Annotated in this window: 13 protein-coding genes; 4 read left to right on the top strand and 9 right to left on the bottom strand. The window is 64.3% G+C overall.

Annotated features, from left to right (window positions below; translation table 11 throughout):
- Positions 1-44: 44 nt before the first annotated feature.
- The 3 genes from VZ068_RS17970 to VZ068_RS17960 all read right to left on the bottom strand — a co-directional run bounded on the left by VZ068_RS17970 (position 45) and on the right by VZ068_RS17960 (position 3450).
- On the bottom strand, positions 45-1346 hold the full coding sequence (locus VZ068_RS17970; protein WP_349656059.1) for an ABC transporter permease: 1302 nt from the start codon (positions 1344-1346) through the stop codon (positions 45-47).
- Positions 1347-1357: 11 nt separating this feature from the next.
- Entirely contained in the window at positions 1358-2077 is a 720-nt protein-coding gene (locus tag VZ068_RS17965) for an ABC transporter ATP-binding protein (protein ID WP_349656058.1), read from the bottom strand.
- Positions 2078-2178: 101 nt separating this feature from the next.
- Positions 2179-3450: an efflux RND transporter periplasmic adaptor subunit gene (locus VZ068_RS17960; RefSeq protein ID WP_259156614.1), complete on the bottom strand. Its 1272-nt coding sequence runs from the start codon at positions 3448-3450 to the stop codon at positions 2179-2181.
- Between the two features lie 206 nt (positions 3451-3656).
- Here VZ068_RS17960 and glmS point away from each other — a divergent pair, with 206 nt between their 5' ends.
- The 3 genes from glmS (at position 3657) to VZ068_RS17945 (ending at position 7854) form a co-directional block, all read left to right on the top strand.
- Positions 3657-5486 carry a glutamine--fructose-6-phosphate transaminase (isomerizing) gene (gene glmS / locus VZ068_RS17955; RefSeq protein ID WP_349656057.1) on the top strand — a complete coding sequence of 610 codons (1830 nt, stop codon included), beginning with the start codon at positions 3657-3659 and terminating at the stop codon, positions 5484-5486.
- Between the two features lie 365 nt (positions 5487-5851).
- Positions 5852-6325, top strand: coding sequence for a hypothetical protein (locus VZ068_RS17950; RefSeq protein ID WP_349656056.1), 474 nt, complete (start codon positions 5852-5854; stop codon positions 6323-6325).
- 374 nt (positions 6326-6699) lie between these two features.
- Complete coding sequence (locus VZ068_RS17945) at positions 6700-7854, top strand: hypothetical protein (RefSeq protein WP_349656055.1); 1155 nt, start codon at positions 6700-6702, stop codon at positions 7852-7854.
- Between the two features lie 133 nt (positions 7855-7987).
- Here VZ068_RS17945 and VZ068_RS17940 read toward each other — a convergent pair whose 3' ends face one another.
- The 6 genes from VZ068_RS17940 to VZ068_RS17915 form a co-directional block, all read right to left on the bottom strand.
- Entirely contained in the window at positions 7988-9904 is a 1917-nt protein-coding gene (locus tag VZ068_RS17940; protein WP_349656054.1) for a peptidoglycan-binding protein, read from the bottom strand.
- A gap of 72 nt (positions 9905-9976) precedes the next feature.
- Positions 9977-10738, bottom strand: coding sequence for a hypothetical protein (locus VZ068_RS17935; protein ID WP_349657750.1), 762 nt, complete (start codon positions 10736-10738; stop codon positions 9977-9979).
- A 349-nt stretch (positions 10739-11087) separates the two neighbouring features.
- Positions 11088-11612 carry a lactoylglutathione lyase gene (gloA, locus tag VZ068_RS17930; RefSeq protein WP_259156606.1) on the bottom strand — a complete coding sequence of 175 codons (525 nt, stop codon included), beginning with the start codon at positions 11610-11612 and terminating at the stop codon, positions 11088-11090.
- Between the two features lie 216 nt (positions 11613-11828).
- Positions 11829-13097, bottom strand: coding sequence for a copper resistance protein B (locus VZ068_RS17925; RefSeq protein ID WP_349656053.1), 1269 nt, complete (start codon positions 13095-13097; stop codon positions 11829-11831).
- On the bottom strand, positions 13094-14896 hold the full coding sequence (locus VZ068_RS17920; RefSeq protein ID WP_349656052.1) for a copper resistance system multicopper oxidase: 1803 nt from the start codon (positions 14894-14896) through the stop codon (positions 13094-13096). The genes VZ068_RS17925 and VZ068_RS17920 overlap by 4 nt, the downstream gene beginning before the upstream one ends.
- Positions 14897-15120: 224 nt before the next feature.
- The gene (locus VZ068_RS17915; RefSeq protein WP_349656051.1) at positions 15121-15516 is read right to left on the bottom strand and encodes a CopL family metal-binding regulatory protein; all 396 of its coding nucleotides are present in this window, start codon (positions 15514-15516) and stop codon (positions 15121-15123) included.
- Positions 15517-15648: 132 nt separating this feature from the next.
- On the opposite strand from VZ068_RS17915, the gene VZ068_RS17910 reads away from it, so the two are divergent.
- Entirely contained in the window at positions 15649-16752 is a 1104-nt protein-coding gene (locus VZ068_RS17910; protein WP_259163108.1) for a PLP-dependent cysteine synthase family protein, read from the top strand.
- The last annotated feature ends 22 nt before the right edge of the window (positions 16753-16774 follow it).

The raw sequence follows: 16774 nt of genomic DNA, 5'->3' as shown, positions 1-16774 counted from the left end.
TCGATGTATGGGCGTGGCGCTCCGCATTGCGGAGGGCAAAAGGATCAGGAAGATTTGAGCTGTAACGCGGGGGCGACCTGGATGGCGCGCCACGACGGCAATATGCCGGCGATAAGGCTCGCGGCGAGCGCAATCGCGAACGTCAGCAGCAACATGCTGATGTCCAAGTGCGCCAGTGCCGCATAGTCCACCGGCTGCTGGCGTACGGCCCACAGCCCCAGCCACGCCAAAGCCAGTCCGCAGATGCCGCCGACCAGGCCGATGGTTCCCGCCTCCACCAGGCATTGCGCAAAGATCGCGCCTCGCGATGCTCCGAGTGCGCGTCGCACACCGATTTCTCCGCTGCGGCGCAGGAACTTCGCCAACAACAGCCCTACGGTGTTGAGCAGACACACCAGCAGAAAGCCCATCGCCAGCCAAAGCTGAAGGCGGACGTCGCTGGGAACGACTTTGTTGTGATCCAGCCATTCCATCACATTGCGCAGGCGCACATTGTTCGGCCGCGTAAAGCGTCCGGAGGCGCGTTGCTGATCGGAATAGTTCTCCAGGTAGGCCTTGTAGTCGCTTGCCTGCCTGGCGCTCTCAAGCTCCACCCAATATTGCACCCAGCTGCAGGGCGCGTTGAGCGCGGTGGAATCGCCGCCCTCGACCTTGCCGTAGCAGTTGGTTCCGCCGGCGTGGGTCATCTTCAAGTCCATCGCAACGCTGAAGGGGGCGTAGAGTTGTTCGTTGGAACCATAGGTGTCGGTGATGTCGTAAAAACGTGGATTGATCTTCCATGTATCCAAGACGCCGACGATCCGGAAGGTGTTCTTGTCGACGCGCAGGTCGCGCCCGACGCTGTTACCTCCGTCAAACAGCTTGTCGTTCAGCGACCTGCTGATTACCACAACGCGTTCATGTCGCTCGTCGCTGGCACTTGACCATCCCTGGCCGTAAAGAAACGGTGTGTCGAACATCGAAAAAAAATCTGCTGAAGTGAAACGCGATTCCAGCTTGAACGGGCTCAGTCCACTTCGCTGTGGTTCGATCGCCACGTTCCCGCCTGTCATCATCGCCTGGCGCACGGCGCGCTTTTCGCGCAGCAGTGTTTCAGCGTCGAAGCGAGTGGACTGGTAATCGGGTTCATCTCCAGGCTGATATCCGGATTTCGGTTCGGCGTCGACCTGCACATAGAACAACCGGTCACTCTTCTGTGGAATCGGATCGCCCGATAGCACATAGAACACCGTCAAGGTGGTCATGCTGGCGCCGATGCCGAGCGCGATCGCAAGCACCATCAGCGCGGTCAGCACCTTGTTGCGGCGGAAGCTGCGCACCGCCAGATTGAAGTAATAGCCGAACATAGAAGTGCGCCTTATTCGGCCAGGGTGGGTGCGCTGTCGCGCGAGCGCATCAGCGCGGGGTTGCGTTCCAGATCGGTGGCCTGACCGTCGACGATATGGACGTTGCGTTGCGCGCGTGCGGCCAGTTCCGGGTCGTGGGTGACCATCACGATGGTGGTGCCCTGGCTGTTGATCTCTTCCAGCAGTTCCATCACCCCGCGTGCCATCTGCGAGTCGAGGTTGCCGGTGGGTTCGTCGGCCAGCAGCAGGCGTGGGCTGCCGGCCAGTGCGCGGGCGATGGCGGCACGCTGCTGCTGGCCGCCGGACAACTCGGTGGGGTAGTGCTTCAGGCGCGAGCCCAGGCCGACCTTGGTCAGGGCCTCTTCGATGCGCTGCTTGCGCTCGGTCGCCGCCATGCCGCGGTAGCGCAGCGGTACATCGACGTTGTCGAACAGGTTGAGGTCGGGAATCAGGTTGAAGCCCTGGAAGATGAAACCGATCTTCTGGTTGCGCAGCCGCGAACGTGCGTCGTCTGACAGATGGCTGACGTCTTCGCCGTCAAGCAGGTACTGCCCACTGGTGAAGGTCTCCAGCAGCCCGGCCAGGTTGAGGAAGGTGGTCTTGCCCGAGCCGGAGGGGCCGGTGACGGCGACGAATTCGCCTTCGCGCACATGCAGGTCCAGCGAGCGCAGCGCGTGCGTTTCCACCTGTTCGGTGCGGAAGACCTTGGAGACCGATTGCATCTTGAGCATTGCCGAGTCCTTTGCGAGAGAGGTGTGCGAAAGAGATTGAGCGTGACGGCTGCGACGTGGCGCGTAGTCGCCGGGGTGTGGAGGCTGCAGGGTTAGCGTTTCTAGTGAACGGTGACGCGCGGTGCATCCCCGAAGTTGTCTGCGCCGGACACCACCACGCGGTCGCCGACCTGCAGGCCGGACAGCACCTGCACCTCGCCCAGGCTGCTGACACCCATGCGCACCGGTCGGCGCACCGCGGTGTTGCCGTCCATGACGTAGGCGTAGCTGCCGCCGGATTGTTCGACGAACGGGCCACGTTCGACCTTGAGCACGTTGCGGCGGGTATCCATCACCACCCGCGCGCTCATGCGCTGGCTCTGGCGCAGGCCCGGCGGCTGCTTGTCGGCAAAGCGGATGCGCGCGGTGACCTCGCCGTTGACCACTTCCGGCGACACCGCCGAGATGGCGCCGGGGAACGGCTCGCCGCTGCCGCTGGTGAGCTGGGCCGGCATGCCGATGGCGAGGTCGCGCGCGAAGCTTTCCGGCACCTTGATCTCGACTTCGAACTTGGACAGGTCCACCACGCCCAGGATCGGCGCGTTTGCCGCGACCTGGGTGTGCTGCACCGCCTGCACCTGGCCGACCTGGCCGTCGAACGGCGCCAGCAGGGTGAGCGCATCGACCTGGCGCTGCACTTCGGCCACCACCGCGCGCTGGCGGTCGGCCAGTAGGCGCTTGTTGCGCGAATCCAGGTCCGCACCCTGGCTCTTCAACGATGCGTCGCGCTCGGCATGCTGCAGATCGATGTCGGTCTTCTTCAGGGTGTCCTGCGCCTTGGCCAGTTCCACCTGCGGCACGGCGCCGCCATCAAAGCCGCGCTGGTAGCGCTCCAGGTCGCGTGCGGCGGCCTGCTTGTCGATCTTGGCCTGGTCGGTGAGCTTGCTGGCGGTGGCGCGGGCGAGCGTGGCATCCAGCCCGGCGCGGCTGGACTCGGCTTCCAGCCCGGCCAGCGTGGCCTGCTCCTGCGCCAGTTTGCTGCGCAGCTCCGGGCTGTCGATGCGCGCCAGTTCCTGGCCCTGCTTGACCACGTCGCCGGCCACCACGCTCAGCGTCACCGTACCGGCCGAGATTGCGTACAGCACCGGGCTGTTGGCGGCGATGACGCGGCCGTCGGCGGCGATGTCGCGCACCAGGTCGCCCTGGCTGACCGTGGCGATGCGTACCCGGCTGGCATCGAAGGAGCGGCTGCCGGCGCTCCAGGCAGTGATCGCCCAACCGATGCCGGCCAATACCGCCACGCTGGCGACGCCGGGCCACAGCCAGCGACGCCACGGCGCGTTGCCGGCGGGTGTACGAAGAACCTGGTCCTGGGCAGAGGTGTCACGAATCATGGTCGGCGTGCTCGGTGGCGTCATGCTGACAAAGCAGGCTACGTGCCAACTTCCAAGTGGCTGATATCAAAGGTGTTCTGGCCAATGCGGCGGGTGTCCGCAGTGTCCGCGGACACCTATGCGGACACGCTGTCCGGGCACGGTCATGCAGTGGACAAGAGCGGACACGCTAAAATGCCGGTCTTCTTTCCAAATGAGCTGTCCCTATGTGCGGCATTGTCGGAGCGATCGCCGGGCGCGATGTGGTCCCGGTCCTGATCGAAGGACTCAAGCGTCTGGAATATCGAGGCTATGACTCTTCCGGCATTGCGGTGCTCGACGGCGACCGGGTCCGCCGCGTGCGCCGCACCGGGCGCGTGGCCGAGATGGCGCAGGCGGCGCAGGCCGAACAGTTCGGCGCCACGCTGGGCATCGGCCACACCCGCTGGGCCACCCACGGCGGCGTCACCGAGGCCAACGCGCACCCGCATATCAGTGCGGGCGTGGCGCTGGTGCATAACGGCATCATCGAAAACCACGAGCAGCAGCGCGAGAAGCTGCGTGCACTCGGCTATACCTTCGAGTCGCAGACCGACACCGAAGTCATCGCCCATCTGATCCATCACCATCTGGCCGACGCCGGCGATCTGCTCAGTGCGCTGCAGCGCACGGTCAAGGAGCTGACCGGTGCCTACGCGCTGGCGGTGATGAGTCAGGCCGAGCCGGAACGCTTCGTCTGCGCACGCATGGGCTGCCCGTTGCTGATCGGGGTGGGGGAGGGCGAGAACTTCGTCGCCTCCGACGTGTCGGCCATCGTGCAGGCGACCCGCCAGGTGATCTTCCTGGAAGAGGGCGATACTGCCGAGCTGCGTCGCGATGGCGTGCGCATCTTCGATGCCCACGACGCCCCGGTCGAGCGCCCGCTGCATCTGTCCGATATCTCGCTGGCATCGCTGGAGCTTGGGCCGTTTCGCCATTTCATGCAGAAGGAAATCCACGAGCAGCCGCGTGCACTGGCCGACACCATCGAAGCGGCGATCGATGCGAAGGGTTTCCCGGCATCGCTGTTCGGTGCCAACGCAGAAGCGGTGTTGCGCGACATCGAAGGCGTGCAGATCCTGGCCTGCGGCACCAGCTATTACGCCGGCCTGACCGCGCGCTACTGGATCGAGGCGATCGCCGGGCTGCCGTGCAGCGTGGAGATCGCCAGCGAATACCGTTACCGCGCCGCGTATGCCAACCCGAAACATCTGATCGTCACCATCTCCCAGTCCGGCGAAACCCTGGACACGATGGAGGCGCTGAAATACGCCAAATCGCTTGGCCACCTGCATACGCTGTCGATCTGCAACGTGCCCGAAAGCGCGATCCCGCGCGCCAGCGAACTGGTCTGCTACACGCGCGCCGGTGCCGAAATCGGCGTGGCCTCGACCAAGGCATTCACCACCCAGCTGGCGGTGCTGTTCCAGCTCACCATGGTGCTGGGCAAGTTGCAGGGCCGCATCGGCGAGGCCGAAGAGGCCGACTATCTGGAGCAGCTGCGCTTCCTGCCCGGCAGCGTGCAGCACGCGCTGAATCTGGAGCCGCAGATCATGGCCTGGGCCGAGCGCTTCTCGGTCAAGGAAAACGCACTGTTCCTCGGTCGCGGCCTGCATTACCCGATCGCGCTGGAAGGTGCGCTCAAGCTCAAGGAAATCTCGTATATCCACGCCGAAGCGTATCCGGCCGGCGAGTTGAAGCACGGCCCGCTGGCACTGGTGGATGCAACGATGCCGGTGGTGGTGATCGCACCGAACGACCGGCTGCTGGAGAAGGTCAAATCCAATATGCAGGAAGTGCGCGCCCGCGGCGGCGAGCTGTTCGTGTTCGCCGACCAGGACAGCCATTTCAGCGAATCCGAGGGCGTGCACGTGATCCGCACCCCGCGTCATGCCGGCGTGCTGTCGCCGGTGATCCACACCATCCCGGTGCAGTTGCTGGCATATCACACCGCATTGGCGCGCGGCACCGACGTCGACAAGCCGCGCAACCTGGCCAAGTCGGTGACGGTGGAGTAAGCGCTGCCCACACACCCGCTGCGCCGTCGAGCGGTCGCGAACGGTGCCGGAATGCGCATGCACCACGCCTTGTACGCCGGCTGCCGTGTCCCGTGCGCACCCGCCCTGGAGCCGCTCGCCCACGTGATGTTGGCGGCTTCGTAGACCGGCGGTGGATGCCGGCGCGACACCGGACTCCCGCGCTTGCCGCGATCCTGGCGAGGCGGCCGATGTCTGTGGGCTTCAGGACGATCGGGGTGGAGACCCGTGCGACACTCCGGCCAGCCGACGCTGGCCGGTTAGCGCTCGACCATCGCCGCTGCCAACGCTTTGGCCCAGCTTATGCATAAGCTTCTTGCGAGGGTCAACACCACGCAGGAGGACGTATGCACGAGTCTTTCAAACAGGGCGCGCCGGCGGAATTGTGGCAGGCGTTGGTGCGCGAGGCGGGGCAGCGGATCGCACGTCCGCTGGACGAATCGCGCGAGCATTATCTGGTGTTCGTGTTGCTGCGCTTTCAGCGCGATGCGCATCTGTTGTCGCGCACCCAGGCGCTGGCGTGGCTGCATGCGCAGGATCAGATCGGCAGCGTGCGGGCCGATGCGTTACGCGATGTCGGCGATGGCTGCCTGCTGATTGCCGGGCTATTCCCCGGCGTGGCGCAGCGCCGTCGCCTCAGCGTTGATTACTTCATCGACCTGGGGCGCGGCGCGTATTCGGAGGTAGCCGACACGCGCTGCAGCGATGCGAGCTTGTTCGCACAGCTGGCCGACAGCTATCGCGAGTTGGTCCGCATCCTGGCTGCATTGCGCCCGCCCCGCGATTGGCAGCCTGGGGCGGGTGGGATCTTGCAGGCCTGAGAGCGGCTAAGGCGGCTGTGCAGCCGCCAGGCGCGTGCGGCCGGTGCCCGGTGCGGCATCGCCGCTCGTGTACTCAGACGATGAGCGCGCCGCGTCCGCGTCTACCTGACGGGGCGCGTGCGATGTGTTGCCAGCCGGCCTGAACAATGAGCCTTGGCAGGGGCCGTCCCGACACGCGTCGGGCCCGTCCCGACTGCCATCGCCTGCGTCTGCGCGCACACTAGCCCTGCAGGCAGATCCGCTGGGTGAGTGCCATTACCCGACGATCAGGACCTGCATTGTTGATCGTCGCAGCGTCGGTGCACTGCGACGCATCGCGCGCGCAGCATGGGGGACATGCTGCGCGTCGCAAACATCCAGAGGGACGTGGATTCATGAAGACGTGTATCGCGGCAGTGCTGTTGGCACTGCCTGGGCTTGCTGTTGCACAAGACCTGCCGCCGGGCTACGCCGGTCAGGGCGGAATGACGCTGCAGGAGATCGACCCTGCCATCTATGCGTATCACTACGACCACGGTTTCGTGGGCGAAGATGCGATGGGCTGGGATCCTGCATTGCAGTTCGCCTGGTCGCGCATCGCCGCTGCCGAGGTTTGCGCACAGCAACCGCCATCGGATGCACTGATCGCCAAGCTGGTGGAGCAGTACGGCAAGGATGCCGTGGTGCACCAGACAAACGGTATCGGATTCCATGCGGCGCAGATGCGTGCCGCCGGCACGTTCTGTACCCCGACGCGTCATGCAGAAGCAGTCGCGTTACTGCCTGCGTTTGCGGGTGGCGACTTTTCTACTGCAACCGCGTATGCCGCCGCTGCCGAGGCGGGGACGGTGGTGGTGGCAGTACAGGATCAGCCTACGGCCATCGGTGGTGGGGATGCAGAGACTGCGCCATCGCTCTCTGCGGACTGGGCGTTGATGCTGCCGCTACAGCCGCGCATGATCGTCGCAGCCAATGGTCAGCCTGCCGGCGATGAAATGTTGCACGTGATCCGGCGAGGTCATACCGGCGCGGTCATCGCGGGGCAGGTCGCTGGAAATGTAATTACCGGTGTCCTGCTGGGCAGGATGGGCGGATTCACCTTCGACAAACGCCAGTTGAAGGGCGAGGAGATCGAAAGCATCGGCAACCCGGGGTATGCGCTACAGCGCGATGCGATCAACATGCAGTTGAAGCGCTACTTCACCGCCAAGCCCGGCGCGATGCCGATCGATGCTTTTCCATTGCAGGTGCTCATGTCCGAATGGCGGCTGGTCTACCAGAGCCTGAGCGACGAAAACTCCCCGTACGAGCTGCGCTATCAGGTCAGCATAGGTGGTGAATCAAGCGGGTTCCTGAAGCGCAAGGCCAGTCCGTACAGCCTGTCGTGCCAGCCTGTCCTGCGCACCGCGTCGCTGGAAGAATGGCAAGCAAACGATTACGCGATGGTCAAAGAAGCTGCGCAGGCCTATAGCGACGAATGTGCCGCAAAGCTGGCCGAGCAGTTGCCGCAGTGGTTCCCGGACAGGGCAACGGTTACTGCCTCCAACTGATTGCCGGATCGGGCGCGGTCGGGCATCCGACCGCTTTGGCGATCTGTAAAAATCGTTATCAGCGCATCCTGAAACCAGAACGGGCACTGCTCCATCGAGCAGTGCCCGTTCCGTATTGCGGATTGGGAATGCATCAGCCGACTTGGCGTGCCTGGCTGCGTTGCAGTTCTTGCTGATCCTGGACCTGCGTTTGCGACTGCGCGTCCTGCCGTACGGCATTGCTGCTTTGCTCCAATGGGCGTTCTGCAGCGCCTGCCTTGTCCGTATAGATCCGCTGGTGCGCCGGGTCGTTTGGCTGACCCTGTACAGCGAACAATCCGGTGCCGTCCTTGCTCAGTATCACCGCGTCAATGCGCTGCAGACCGCTGACCTTTGCTTCGAACGCCAATGAAGCCGCTGCATTCTCCAACGCGCGACGGTCGGCGAACGAATTCGGGCCCAGCTGTTCCAGCTTGCTCACGGCCTGGTTGTACAGCGGATTATCGGGATTGGTTTTTTCCGACAGCAACGGCGTCTTCTCGGCTTGCTTCAGTGCCTTGAGCGTATCGCCGCCGACGACGCCATCATCCTGCAGTCCGTGCGCACGCTGAAAGGCCTTGACCGCCTCACCCGTCCGCTGGCCATAGGCGCCGTCGGAGTTGAGTTCGTTGCCCTTTGCGTCCCTGTAGCCCAACTGCTGCAAGGTCTGCTGCACCTTCAGAACTTCAGCGCCATGCGCCTTTTCGCGCAGCACGCCGGATGTTTGTACCGCATCCTGCGCATGCGCGGGTTTGTGCGCGTCGCTGTCGTGAGATTGTTGCTTGCTCTGGTTGCGGTCCTGCAGCAAGTCGCGCGCTTCGGAAAGCGGGTCGCTGGCATAGAGCTTGACGCCCTTGGCGTGCTTGCGTTCAAGGTAGGTATCCAGCGAGCTGAGCTCGACGCCCTCACCGCCCCGCGATTGGCTGATCTTGAGCTCGCCATCCTTGGGGTCGCGCACCACCATGGTGATGTGGTCGATGCCCTTGTAGCGCCCTTTGTCCCAACTCTGGGGGCCATTGTCCTCGCCGATGATCATGCCTTCTTTGAGGTTCTGGGCAGTGACGTCCTTGCCTTGGATCAGGACGCCGGAGCGCTCCTTCGCTTTTTCCACGATCATCGCCGCGCCGTCAATTGCCAGCTTGAATTCGTCATTCTTACCGAACACGGTATGCCCAGCTTTGTCGTTGATCTCCTTCATGGTTGCGTTCTGCATGGTGGCGACCCAGCCAGAACAATCAACATATCCCTGCTCCGGGTGCTTCCCATCCACACCTGCGTGCTTGCCGCTCATTGAGTATTTGACGTGATCGTACTTCTCTGTCAAATCATAGGCAGCGCTTAGCGCGATAGCACCCTTCTGCGGTACTGCCGGCTGCTGTGCTTGTGCAGGTGTGTCCCGGGGCTGCGTCGGTGCGCGTGAAGGTGCATCGTTAACCGGCTCGATTCCCTTTTCAGGGATGCGGATGCGGTCAAACTTGCTATCCCAGTACTGACTGAATGTTTGTGCCATTTCCTTGTCAGGAAGGCGTTTAAACGCGTCGTAGTCGACCCCTGTAACTTCCTTCAGGTCTTCTCTGGAGACATTGTTGATGATCTTCGCGCGAGTATCGGGACGGATGAATTCGCCGTGTGTGATCGCCGACTGGATCGAACGATAGCCGTCCGCACCCTGCTGGTGCGCCATGTACAGGTCCATTCCATCGGGTTGCTCTTTGCCCGACAGATATGGCATGCCGTTGTTGCCATGCCGGTTTACCAGGATGCGACGGTTGTCCTGATAAAGTTGTGCGGCGGCATCGGTGTTAGCGACCGCATCCAGTTCGCGGCCCCTGATGCCGTATTGCTCAGCCGTTCCGGGTACGAACTGGAATAAACCTTTGGCGCTATTGGGGCCGCGGGATGCCAGTTCATTAAACTGGCCGCCAGTTTCGATATACGCGAACCGCATGAAGTCGTCGCGCGGAATATTCCGCTGCTGTGCTTCGCGTTCGATGATGTCCAGTACTTCAGCGCGGTTGTAGTCACGTGCCATCGCGTTCTCCATGCGATCGAGGCGGCAGCATGTGCTGCCGCGTTAAGTCGACCTGAGCCAATCCTTTGGCCCTTACCGGGAGGTCGACCGGTAGGTTTTCTGAGACGCATCGTAAAGGTATTCGGTTACCGTGTCACCCTGGCTGGCTGCTCCAGGAACGCTCACCCGCAACAGCGGCATGTCGCTACCATCTTGCGGCACGATGGTAAGGGTGCCGGTGACGTCGATGCAGGGGATAGACCCTGGGGAGTCGGGTCCGCAGCTTGCGTCGTTATTGGAGCCGGCCTCGAGCGTTGCCAGATAGCGCCACACGTTTTCATCGGTTTTCGTCAGTTCGTGCGGATTGAACAGCAGTACCTCGATCGTCCGCATACGTACCCCCGAGACCAGATACCAGGTGGGTAACGCCAGTAGCATGTCGCCGGAAGGCGTGGTCCAGGTCTGGGGCTTGCGCTCGGTATCGACCTCGTTGCCTTTTTCGCTACCCCCGAATTCACCAATGTAGGGTTCTACGCCTAGTAGCTTCCACGGGGACTTGCTACCCGGCTCGCTGGTCACAAACGTTGCGTGAGCAAGTGTCACTTTGGTATCAGGGGCAGCGTAGTGGTTTTCGCGCTCTGCACCGTAGAGCTCGGGCGTTTCCCAGGCGAAGCCGGTGTAATAACGCGTGCCGCTGAGTTCGAATTGAAAGCCGTACCAGTAATTGATCCAGCTGCCATTGGCGACTTCATAGGACGTTGCGCCGTCGCCATCGATGTTGCTGATGAAGTACAGCACGCTGTCCGGGCGGGGCGGCTGGAGCTGTTGGGTTGAACCCTGGGTTGCGTCCTGCATGGGAGAAGCGTCCTTGTCTGAAGGTTTGGGGGTGGCGCTGGCCGCGGCGCTGGTTGTCTTCGGAGGTGTGGCGTCCGTTGCAGCCGGCTTGCAGGCGGCGAGCATCGCTAGCGCAAGGATCAGTGGAATCTTCCTGACGAGCATTGGGGTGCATCCGTTGCGGAGGGCGGCGAAAGTCTACTCCAGCGCGGCGATGTGTCCAGTCGTCGCGCCCAGCCTTGCGCGGCCGGGTTGCCTGCTGCGCGTGGGGCTTCCGACTCAGCGGACGGATGGGGGGGCAAAGTCTGCACCCCATCCGTTGCATCACCCCGTCCACTGAAACTTCAGGCGTGCCGGGTGGCCTGTGTGCTTACGCCAGCGGCGTATTGGAAATGATCTCCACCCAATAGCCATCCGGGTCCTTGATGAAGGCCAGGTGCTTCATGCGGCCGTCTTCCAGGCGTTTTTGGTACGCCACGCCGAGGCTGTCGAAGCGTGCGCAGGCGGCGTGGATATCCGGTACCGAGACGCAGATATGGCCGAAGCCGCGTGGGTCGCTGTTGCCGTCGTGGTAGACCGGGCCGTCCTGGGTTTCGGTGCCGTGGTTATGGGTGAGTTCCAGCACGCCGGGGATGCCGGCCATCCACAGACGGCGCGCTGCGTCGTCGTCTGGAATCGCGGTGTCTTGCGGCAGCAATGCGAGAAAGTACAGGCTGAACTCGGCCTCGGCGAAGTGACGCGCATCCAGCAGGCGGAAGCCGAGCACACGCGTGTAGAAATCCAGCGAGCGCTGCGCATCCTTGATGCGCAGCATGGTGTGGTTGAACACGAAACCGCTGGTTTCGGCAGGCGCGGTGCTGGCGCCGGGAACGTGATTGAGATCGGTCAAAGGCATGTCGGTTTCCTTGTAAAACGTCTTGGGGTGACAGGTCGGCGCTGTGGTGGATGCCGATGTTAGCCAGGCAATGGTGGTCGGCGTGTCTGCATCGCGAGCGTCGGTGCCCTGGGCGCCGCGCGCTGGGCGGTCATCGGTTCATGTCTGCGTTTGCGTGCATGTCTGCCGTGCGCATGGGGACGAGCTGCCGCACCCATGCGCAGTGCTGCGGCCAGTTCAAAACCAGATGCGCACGCCGACGACGAAGCGGCTGTCGCGCGCCGGTTCGTCGTCCATCGTGGCGCGCCGGGCACGGTCGCCGAAGCTGCGGTGATGCACCCAGCCGATATAGGGCGCAAACCGGCGCGTCATTTCGTAGCGGAGTCGCACGCCTGCTTCGAGCTGCTCCAGGCCGCTGTCGATGCCGCGTTGCCTATCCTCGCTCAGTGCGATGTCTGCTTCCACGCGTGGCTGCAGGATCAGGCGGTTGGTCAGCAGGACGTCGTATTCGCCCTCCAGTCGCAGGGCCGCGCGACCGCCGCTGCCAATGAAGAGGGTGGCCTCGGTTTCGAACTTGTACGGTGCCAGGCCTTGTACGCCGAACGCCGCCCAACTGCGATGGTCGGTGCCGATGTCCTGACGCACGCCCACCAATACATCCCACCAAGGCGAGATGGCATGGCCGTAGAACGCTTCGACCGACGCGTCTTGTGTGTGCCCCTGCTGTCGCTCGCCTTCGCTGCGTAGCCACACGCGGTCGATATCGCCACCGATCCACGCGCGCGCTTCCCATTGCCGGCCGCTGCCGCGATCGGTGTCGAAGGCTTCCAGGCGATCGAGCAGCACGTACCGGTTGACTCCCGTCCCATGCATCGCGTGACTGTGCAGCGGTGCGAAGGCTGCGGCGATGTCCTCGGCAGTCGGCTCTGGAATCGGCTCGCGTGGCAGTGCAGCGCTATGTGGGGAGGCATGCGTTTGCATCGGCATCTTGGCTGGTGCGTCGCCATGCATCCGGGAATGGTCCATGGGAGTGTGCTCCATCGGCGCCTGCTGCGCAGGACCTGCGGTCATGGATGCGTGATCCATCGCCGGGTGATCCATCGAGCCATGGTCCATGCCCGCGTGCGACATGTGGTCATGATCTGCAGACGGTCTGACTGCGGACTCCTGCGTCTGAGCACGCTGCAACACCGGTGCATCGCTGGGTGCCATAGATTCTGTGGCGTCATGATGAGAATGCTCGGTAAGCGGTGGCGTCTGGTCGGCGTGCTGCATGTGCGCGTTCGCCACCTCCATGGCAGCCATGGTGTCCTGTGCAGTGGCCGGCGCCGCATCCGACGCTGCCGCCTTTGGCAAATCGGCATCGCCAGCGTCGGACGTCATCTGCATCGCATGCGCATCGTGCGCTGCGGTGCTGCCCGCCGCATCCAGGTGCTCCTGCGCAGCTAACGACGCACTCAGCATCCACATGCTCACCAACAGTGGGCGTAGGCGTAACGCGCTCATGCCTCCACCCGCACTTCGCGCATCATGCCCGCTTCCATGTGGTACAGCAGGTGACAGTGGTAGGCCCAACGGCCGAGCGCATCCGCACGCACGCGATAGGTACGGCGCGTACCGGGCGGCATGTCGATGGTGTGCTTGCGCACCTGGAAATTGCCGTCGGCGTCTTCCAGATCGCTCCACATGCCGTGCAGATGGATGGGGTGCTGCATCATGGTGTCGTTGACCAGCACGATGCGTAGCCGCTCGCCGTAGCGCAGCCGCAGTGGGTCGGCCGAGGCGAAGGCGATGCCGTCGAAGGACCATGCAAATTTTTCCATGTGGCCGGTCAGGTGCAGCTCGATCTCGCGACCGGGCTCGCGGCCATCCGGGTCATCGAACAGGCTATGCAGATCGCCGTAGCACAGCACGCGGCGGCCGTTGTCGCGCAGGCCTACTCCGGGGTCGTCCAGACGCGGCGCGGTGGCATTGCTGCGCATGTCGATCAAGGGATTGCCATCCTCGCTGGCGGGGTGGTGCGGTGTCTTGTCCGATGCGCTGTCGTGCGCATGCTGGACTGGCATCGGCATCGGCATCGCATGCGCCGCATGCGGGTCGCTTTGCGTCGTGTCGTCACCGTGCATGGCGTGATCGGCATGCGCCATGCCATCGCCATGTCCCATGTCCTGCATGGTGAGGATTGCGCGCGGATCCAGCGCGGGAATCGGCGGCCGCAGGCCACAGCGTACGGCCAGCGTGCCGCAGGCGAATCCGGTGCGGCCCATGTCCTGCGCAAACAAGGTAAACGCATCCTGGCCGATGGGCTCGACGAGCACATCGAAGGTTTCTGCCGCGGCAATCCGTAGTTCGTCCACGCTGACCGGATGCACGTACTGGCCGTCGGCGGCGACAACGGTCATGCGCAGGCCGGGGATGCGGATGTCGAAGTAGGTCATCGACGAGCCGTTGATGAAACGCAGCAACACCTTTTCGCCGGGAGTGAACAAGCCGGTCCAGTTGCCGGCCGGCGCCACCCCGTTCAGCAGGTAGGTGTAGGTGTTGGCGTTGACGTCCGACAGGTCGGTGGGCGTCATGCGCATGCGGCCCCACATGCCACGGTCGGCCAGTGTCGCGCGCAGGCCGTCTTCGCGCGCATCGCGCAGGAAGTCGCCCACGGTGCGCTGTGCGTAGTTGTCGTGGCTGGGCATCTGTTTCAGGCGGCGGAACAGCGCCGCCGGGTCGAGATCGGTCCAGTCCGACAACAGCACCACATGTTCGCGATCGTGGCGGTACGGCGGCGGTGTCAGCGGGTCGATGACGATGGCGCCATACAGGCCGGCCTGCTCCTGTAACATCGAATGGCTGTGGTACCAGTAGGTGCCGGATTGGCGCAGCGCAAAGCGGTAGTGATACTCCTGGCCTGGCGCGATGCCATCGAAGCTCATGGCGGGCACGCCGTCCATGTTGGCCGGCAGCAGCAGGCCGTGCCAGTGCACCGAGGTGGGCTGGTCGGTCAGCGCGTTATGCACGCGCACGCTCACCGTATCGCCCTCGCGCCAGCGCAGCGTGGGCGCAGGCAGGCTCTGGTTGACGGTGATGGCAGGGCGCGTGCGCCCGGTGAAATTGACCGGCAGGCGGCCGATCTGCAGCGACTGGCTGCTGCCGCGCAGGACCGGCGTGCTCACCGCGCCGGCCGCACGCGCGTCGGCACGCCACAGCCCGGCACCGGCGGCAAGACCGCCCAGGGCCAGGCCCTGCACGAAACGGCGCCGGCTGACGGCAGGCGGGGAGGTTGGATCGAACACAGGGGAATCGGAAGACATGTCATCTCCGGCGCGTCTGCAACAGCAGGCAGACGCAGCGCATCGCTGGAAAATCCCGCGTCCAGGGACGCGGGGCGAAGCATGCATGGGAGGGGCCGATAGGCACGGCGCGTGAGCGTCAGGCCAGGCATGCGGTGCGCCTGCTGCCCGGGCGCGTGCAGTGACCGCCGATGCCGCGCATCGGCGACGCGCGTCTGGGCAAGCGCGTCGTGCCGTGTCGGCCGTTAGCCGATGGGAGGTCGAACTGGTTGCTCGTGTGTCGGGTTGCCGCGGCCTGCGTCCAGGGCGGCAGGCACCGCGGAATGACCGAGCATCCCCGCCGGAACCGCGGGCAGGGTCAGCAAGGCCAGGCTGCAGTGTTGCAGGCAGTCGCAGCTACCCAGCTTGCAGCAGTCGCTGGCATGCGCGTGTCTGGTCGTGTCGGGCAACGGCGCCGCATCGGCCGCTGGCATGGCGTCATGGCACGGCATCGCGGCCGCCACGTGCGCCTGCATGGCGTGCGTGACCGTCTGCGGCATGGCCACTTCCGGCATCGCCATGCCCACCGACGCCCACGCGCCGGTGGCCGTATTGGCGACCAGGCACAGGCACAGCAGCAGGCGGAGCAGGCAAGGCAGCACGGGCGGTCGGGGCTGATGGATGACGCTGCGAGCATACCACCGGCCCGCAACCGTCCGCCCGCTGACCGCCGGTCCCGGCTGTGCGCCTGGCAGCGGTAGAATTGACGCCTCTTTCGCTTCACGCCCGTGCCCATGTCGCAGCGCCAGTGGGTGGCCGCCGCCATCCAGAAGATCGAGGCCGATTTCAATCGTTCGGCCGACACCCATCTGATCCCGATGGATCTGCCGGGCTATCCAGGCATCGACCTGTACTTCAAGGACGAGTCCAGCCACCCCACCGGCAGCCTCAAGCACCGGCTGGCGCGCTCGCTGTTTCTCTATGCGCTGACCAACGGCTGGCTGCGTGCCGGGCGGCCGGTGATCGAGGCCTCCAGTGGCTCGACCGCCATTTCCGAGGCCTATTTCGCGCGCCTGCTGGGGGTGCCCTTCATCGCGGTGATGCCGGCTTCGACCTCGCCGGAGAAGATCGCCGCGATTCAATTCCAGGGCGGCCGCTGCCATCTGGTGGAACGTGCCTGCGACCTGGACAGCGCCTCGCACCAGCTCGCGCGCGAGACCGGCGGGCACTTCATGGACCAGTTCACCTACGCCGAGCGCGCCACCGACTGGCGCGCCAACAACAACATCGCCGAATCGATCTTCAAGCAGCTGGCCGAAGAGCCGCACCCCATCCCCGACTGGATCGTCTGCAGCCCCGGCACCGGCGGCACCAGCGCCACATTGGGGCGCTATGTGCGCTATCGCCGGCATCACACCCGCATCCTGTGCGTGGACCCGGAAGTGTCGGTGTTCTTCGACGGTTATTGCCGTGCGGTAGACGGGCAGTGCCCCAAGGAGCTGGCGATCACCGGCGGCTCGCGCATCGAAGGCATCGGCCGGCCGCGGGTGGAATCGAGCTTCATTGCCAGCTGCGTCGATGAAATGATCAAGGTGCCCGATGCCTTGAGCCTGGCGGCGATGCGCCACGTCAGCGCCACGCTGGGCCGTCGCGTGGGCGGCTCCACCGGCACCAACTTCATCGGCGTACTGCACGCCGCGCAGCGGATGCGCGAGGAGGGCCGGCAGGGCTCCATCGTCACCATCCTGTGCGATGCAGGCGAGCGCTACGCGCACAGTTACTACAACCCGGGCTGGTACGCGGAGCGGGCGATCGATGTCACCGACAGCGATGCGGCCATTGCCGAGGCGGTCAACGGCGGCGCGTTGCCGCAGCTGCCTTGTGCTGCGCTGCGTTGATCGCCATATCGGGAGCGTGCTG

It is taken from the genome of Xanthomonas sp. 10-10 (assembly GCF_040182365.1).
In the GTDB taxonomy this organism is placed as follows: Bacteria; Pseudomonadota; Gammaproteobacteria; order Xanthomonadales; family Xanthomonadaceae; genus Xanthomonas; species Xanthomonas arboricola_F.
Note: the sequence above shows the minus strand (reverse complement) of the source record. Positions and strands in the feature narration are given on the sequence as shown.

Bases quoted from the DNA above. Each gene is read 5' to 3' on its own strand.
- VZ068_RS17970 (WP_349656059.1), bottom strand. From the start codon at position 1,346: ATGTTCGGCTATTACTTCAATCTGGCGGTGCGCAGCTTCCGCCGCAAC.
- VZ068_RS17965 (WP_349656058.1), bottom strand. From the start codon at position 2,077: ATGCTCAAGATGCAATCGGTCTCCAAGGTCTTCCGCACCGAACAGGTG.
- VZ068_RS17960 (WP_259156614.1), bottom strand. From the start codon at position 3,450: ATGATTCGTGACACCTCTGCCCAGGACCAGGTTCTTCGTACACCCGCC.
- glmS (WP_349656057.1), top strand. From the start codon at position 3,657: ATGTGCGGCATTGTCGGAGCGATCGCCGGGCGCGATGTGGTCCCGGTC.
- VZ068_RS17950 (WP_349656056.1), top strand. From the start codon at position 5,852: ATGCACGAGTCTTTCAAACAGGGCGCGCCGGCGGAATTGTGGCAGGCG.
- VZ068_RS17945 (WP_349656055.1), top strand. From the start codon at position 6,700: ATGAAGACGTGTATCGCGGCAGTGCTGTTGGCACTGCCTGGGCTTGCT.
- VZ068_RS17940 (WP_349656054.1), bottom strand. From the start codon at position 9,904: ATGGCACGTGACTACAACCGCGCTGAAGTACTGGACATCATCGAACGC.
- VZ068_RS17935 (WP_349657750.1), bottom strand. From the start codon at position 10,738: ATGCAGGACGCAACCCAGGGTTCAACCCAACAGCTCCAGCCGCCCCGC.
- gloA (WP_259156606.1), bottom strand. From the start codon at position 11,612: ATGCCTTTGACCGATCTCAATCACGTTCCCGGCGCCAGCACCGCGCCT.
- VZ068_RS17925 (WP_349656053.1), bottom strand. From the start codon at position 13,097: ATGAGCGCGTTACGCCTACGCCCACTGTTGGTGAGCATGTGGATGCTG.
- VZ068_RS17920 (WP_349656052.1), bottom strand. From the start codon at position 14,896: ATGTCTTCCGATTCCCCTGTGTTCGATCCAACCTCCCCGCCTGCCGTC.
- VZ068_RS17910 (WP_259163108.1), top strand. From the start codon at position 15,649: ATGTCGCAGCGCCAGTGGGTGGCCGCCGCCATCCAGAAGATCGAGGCC.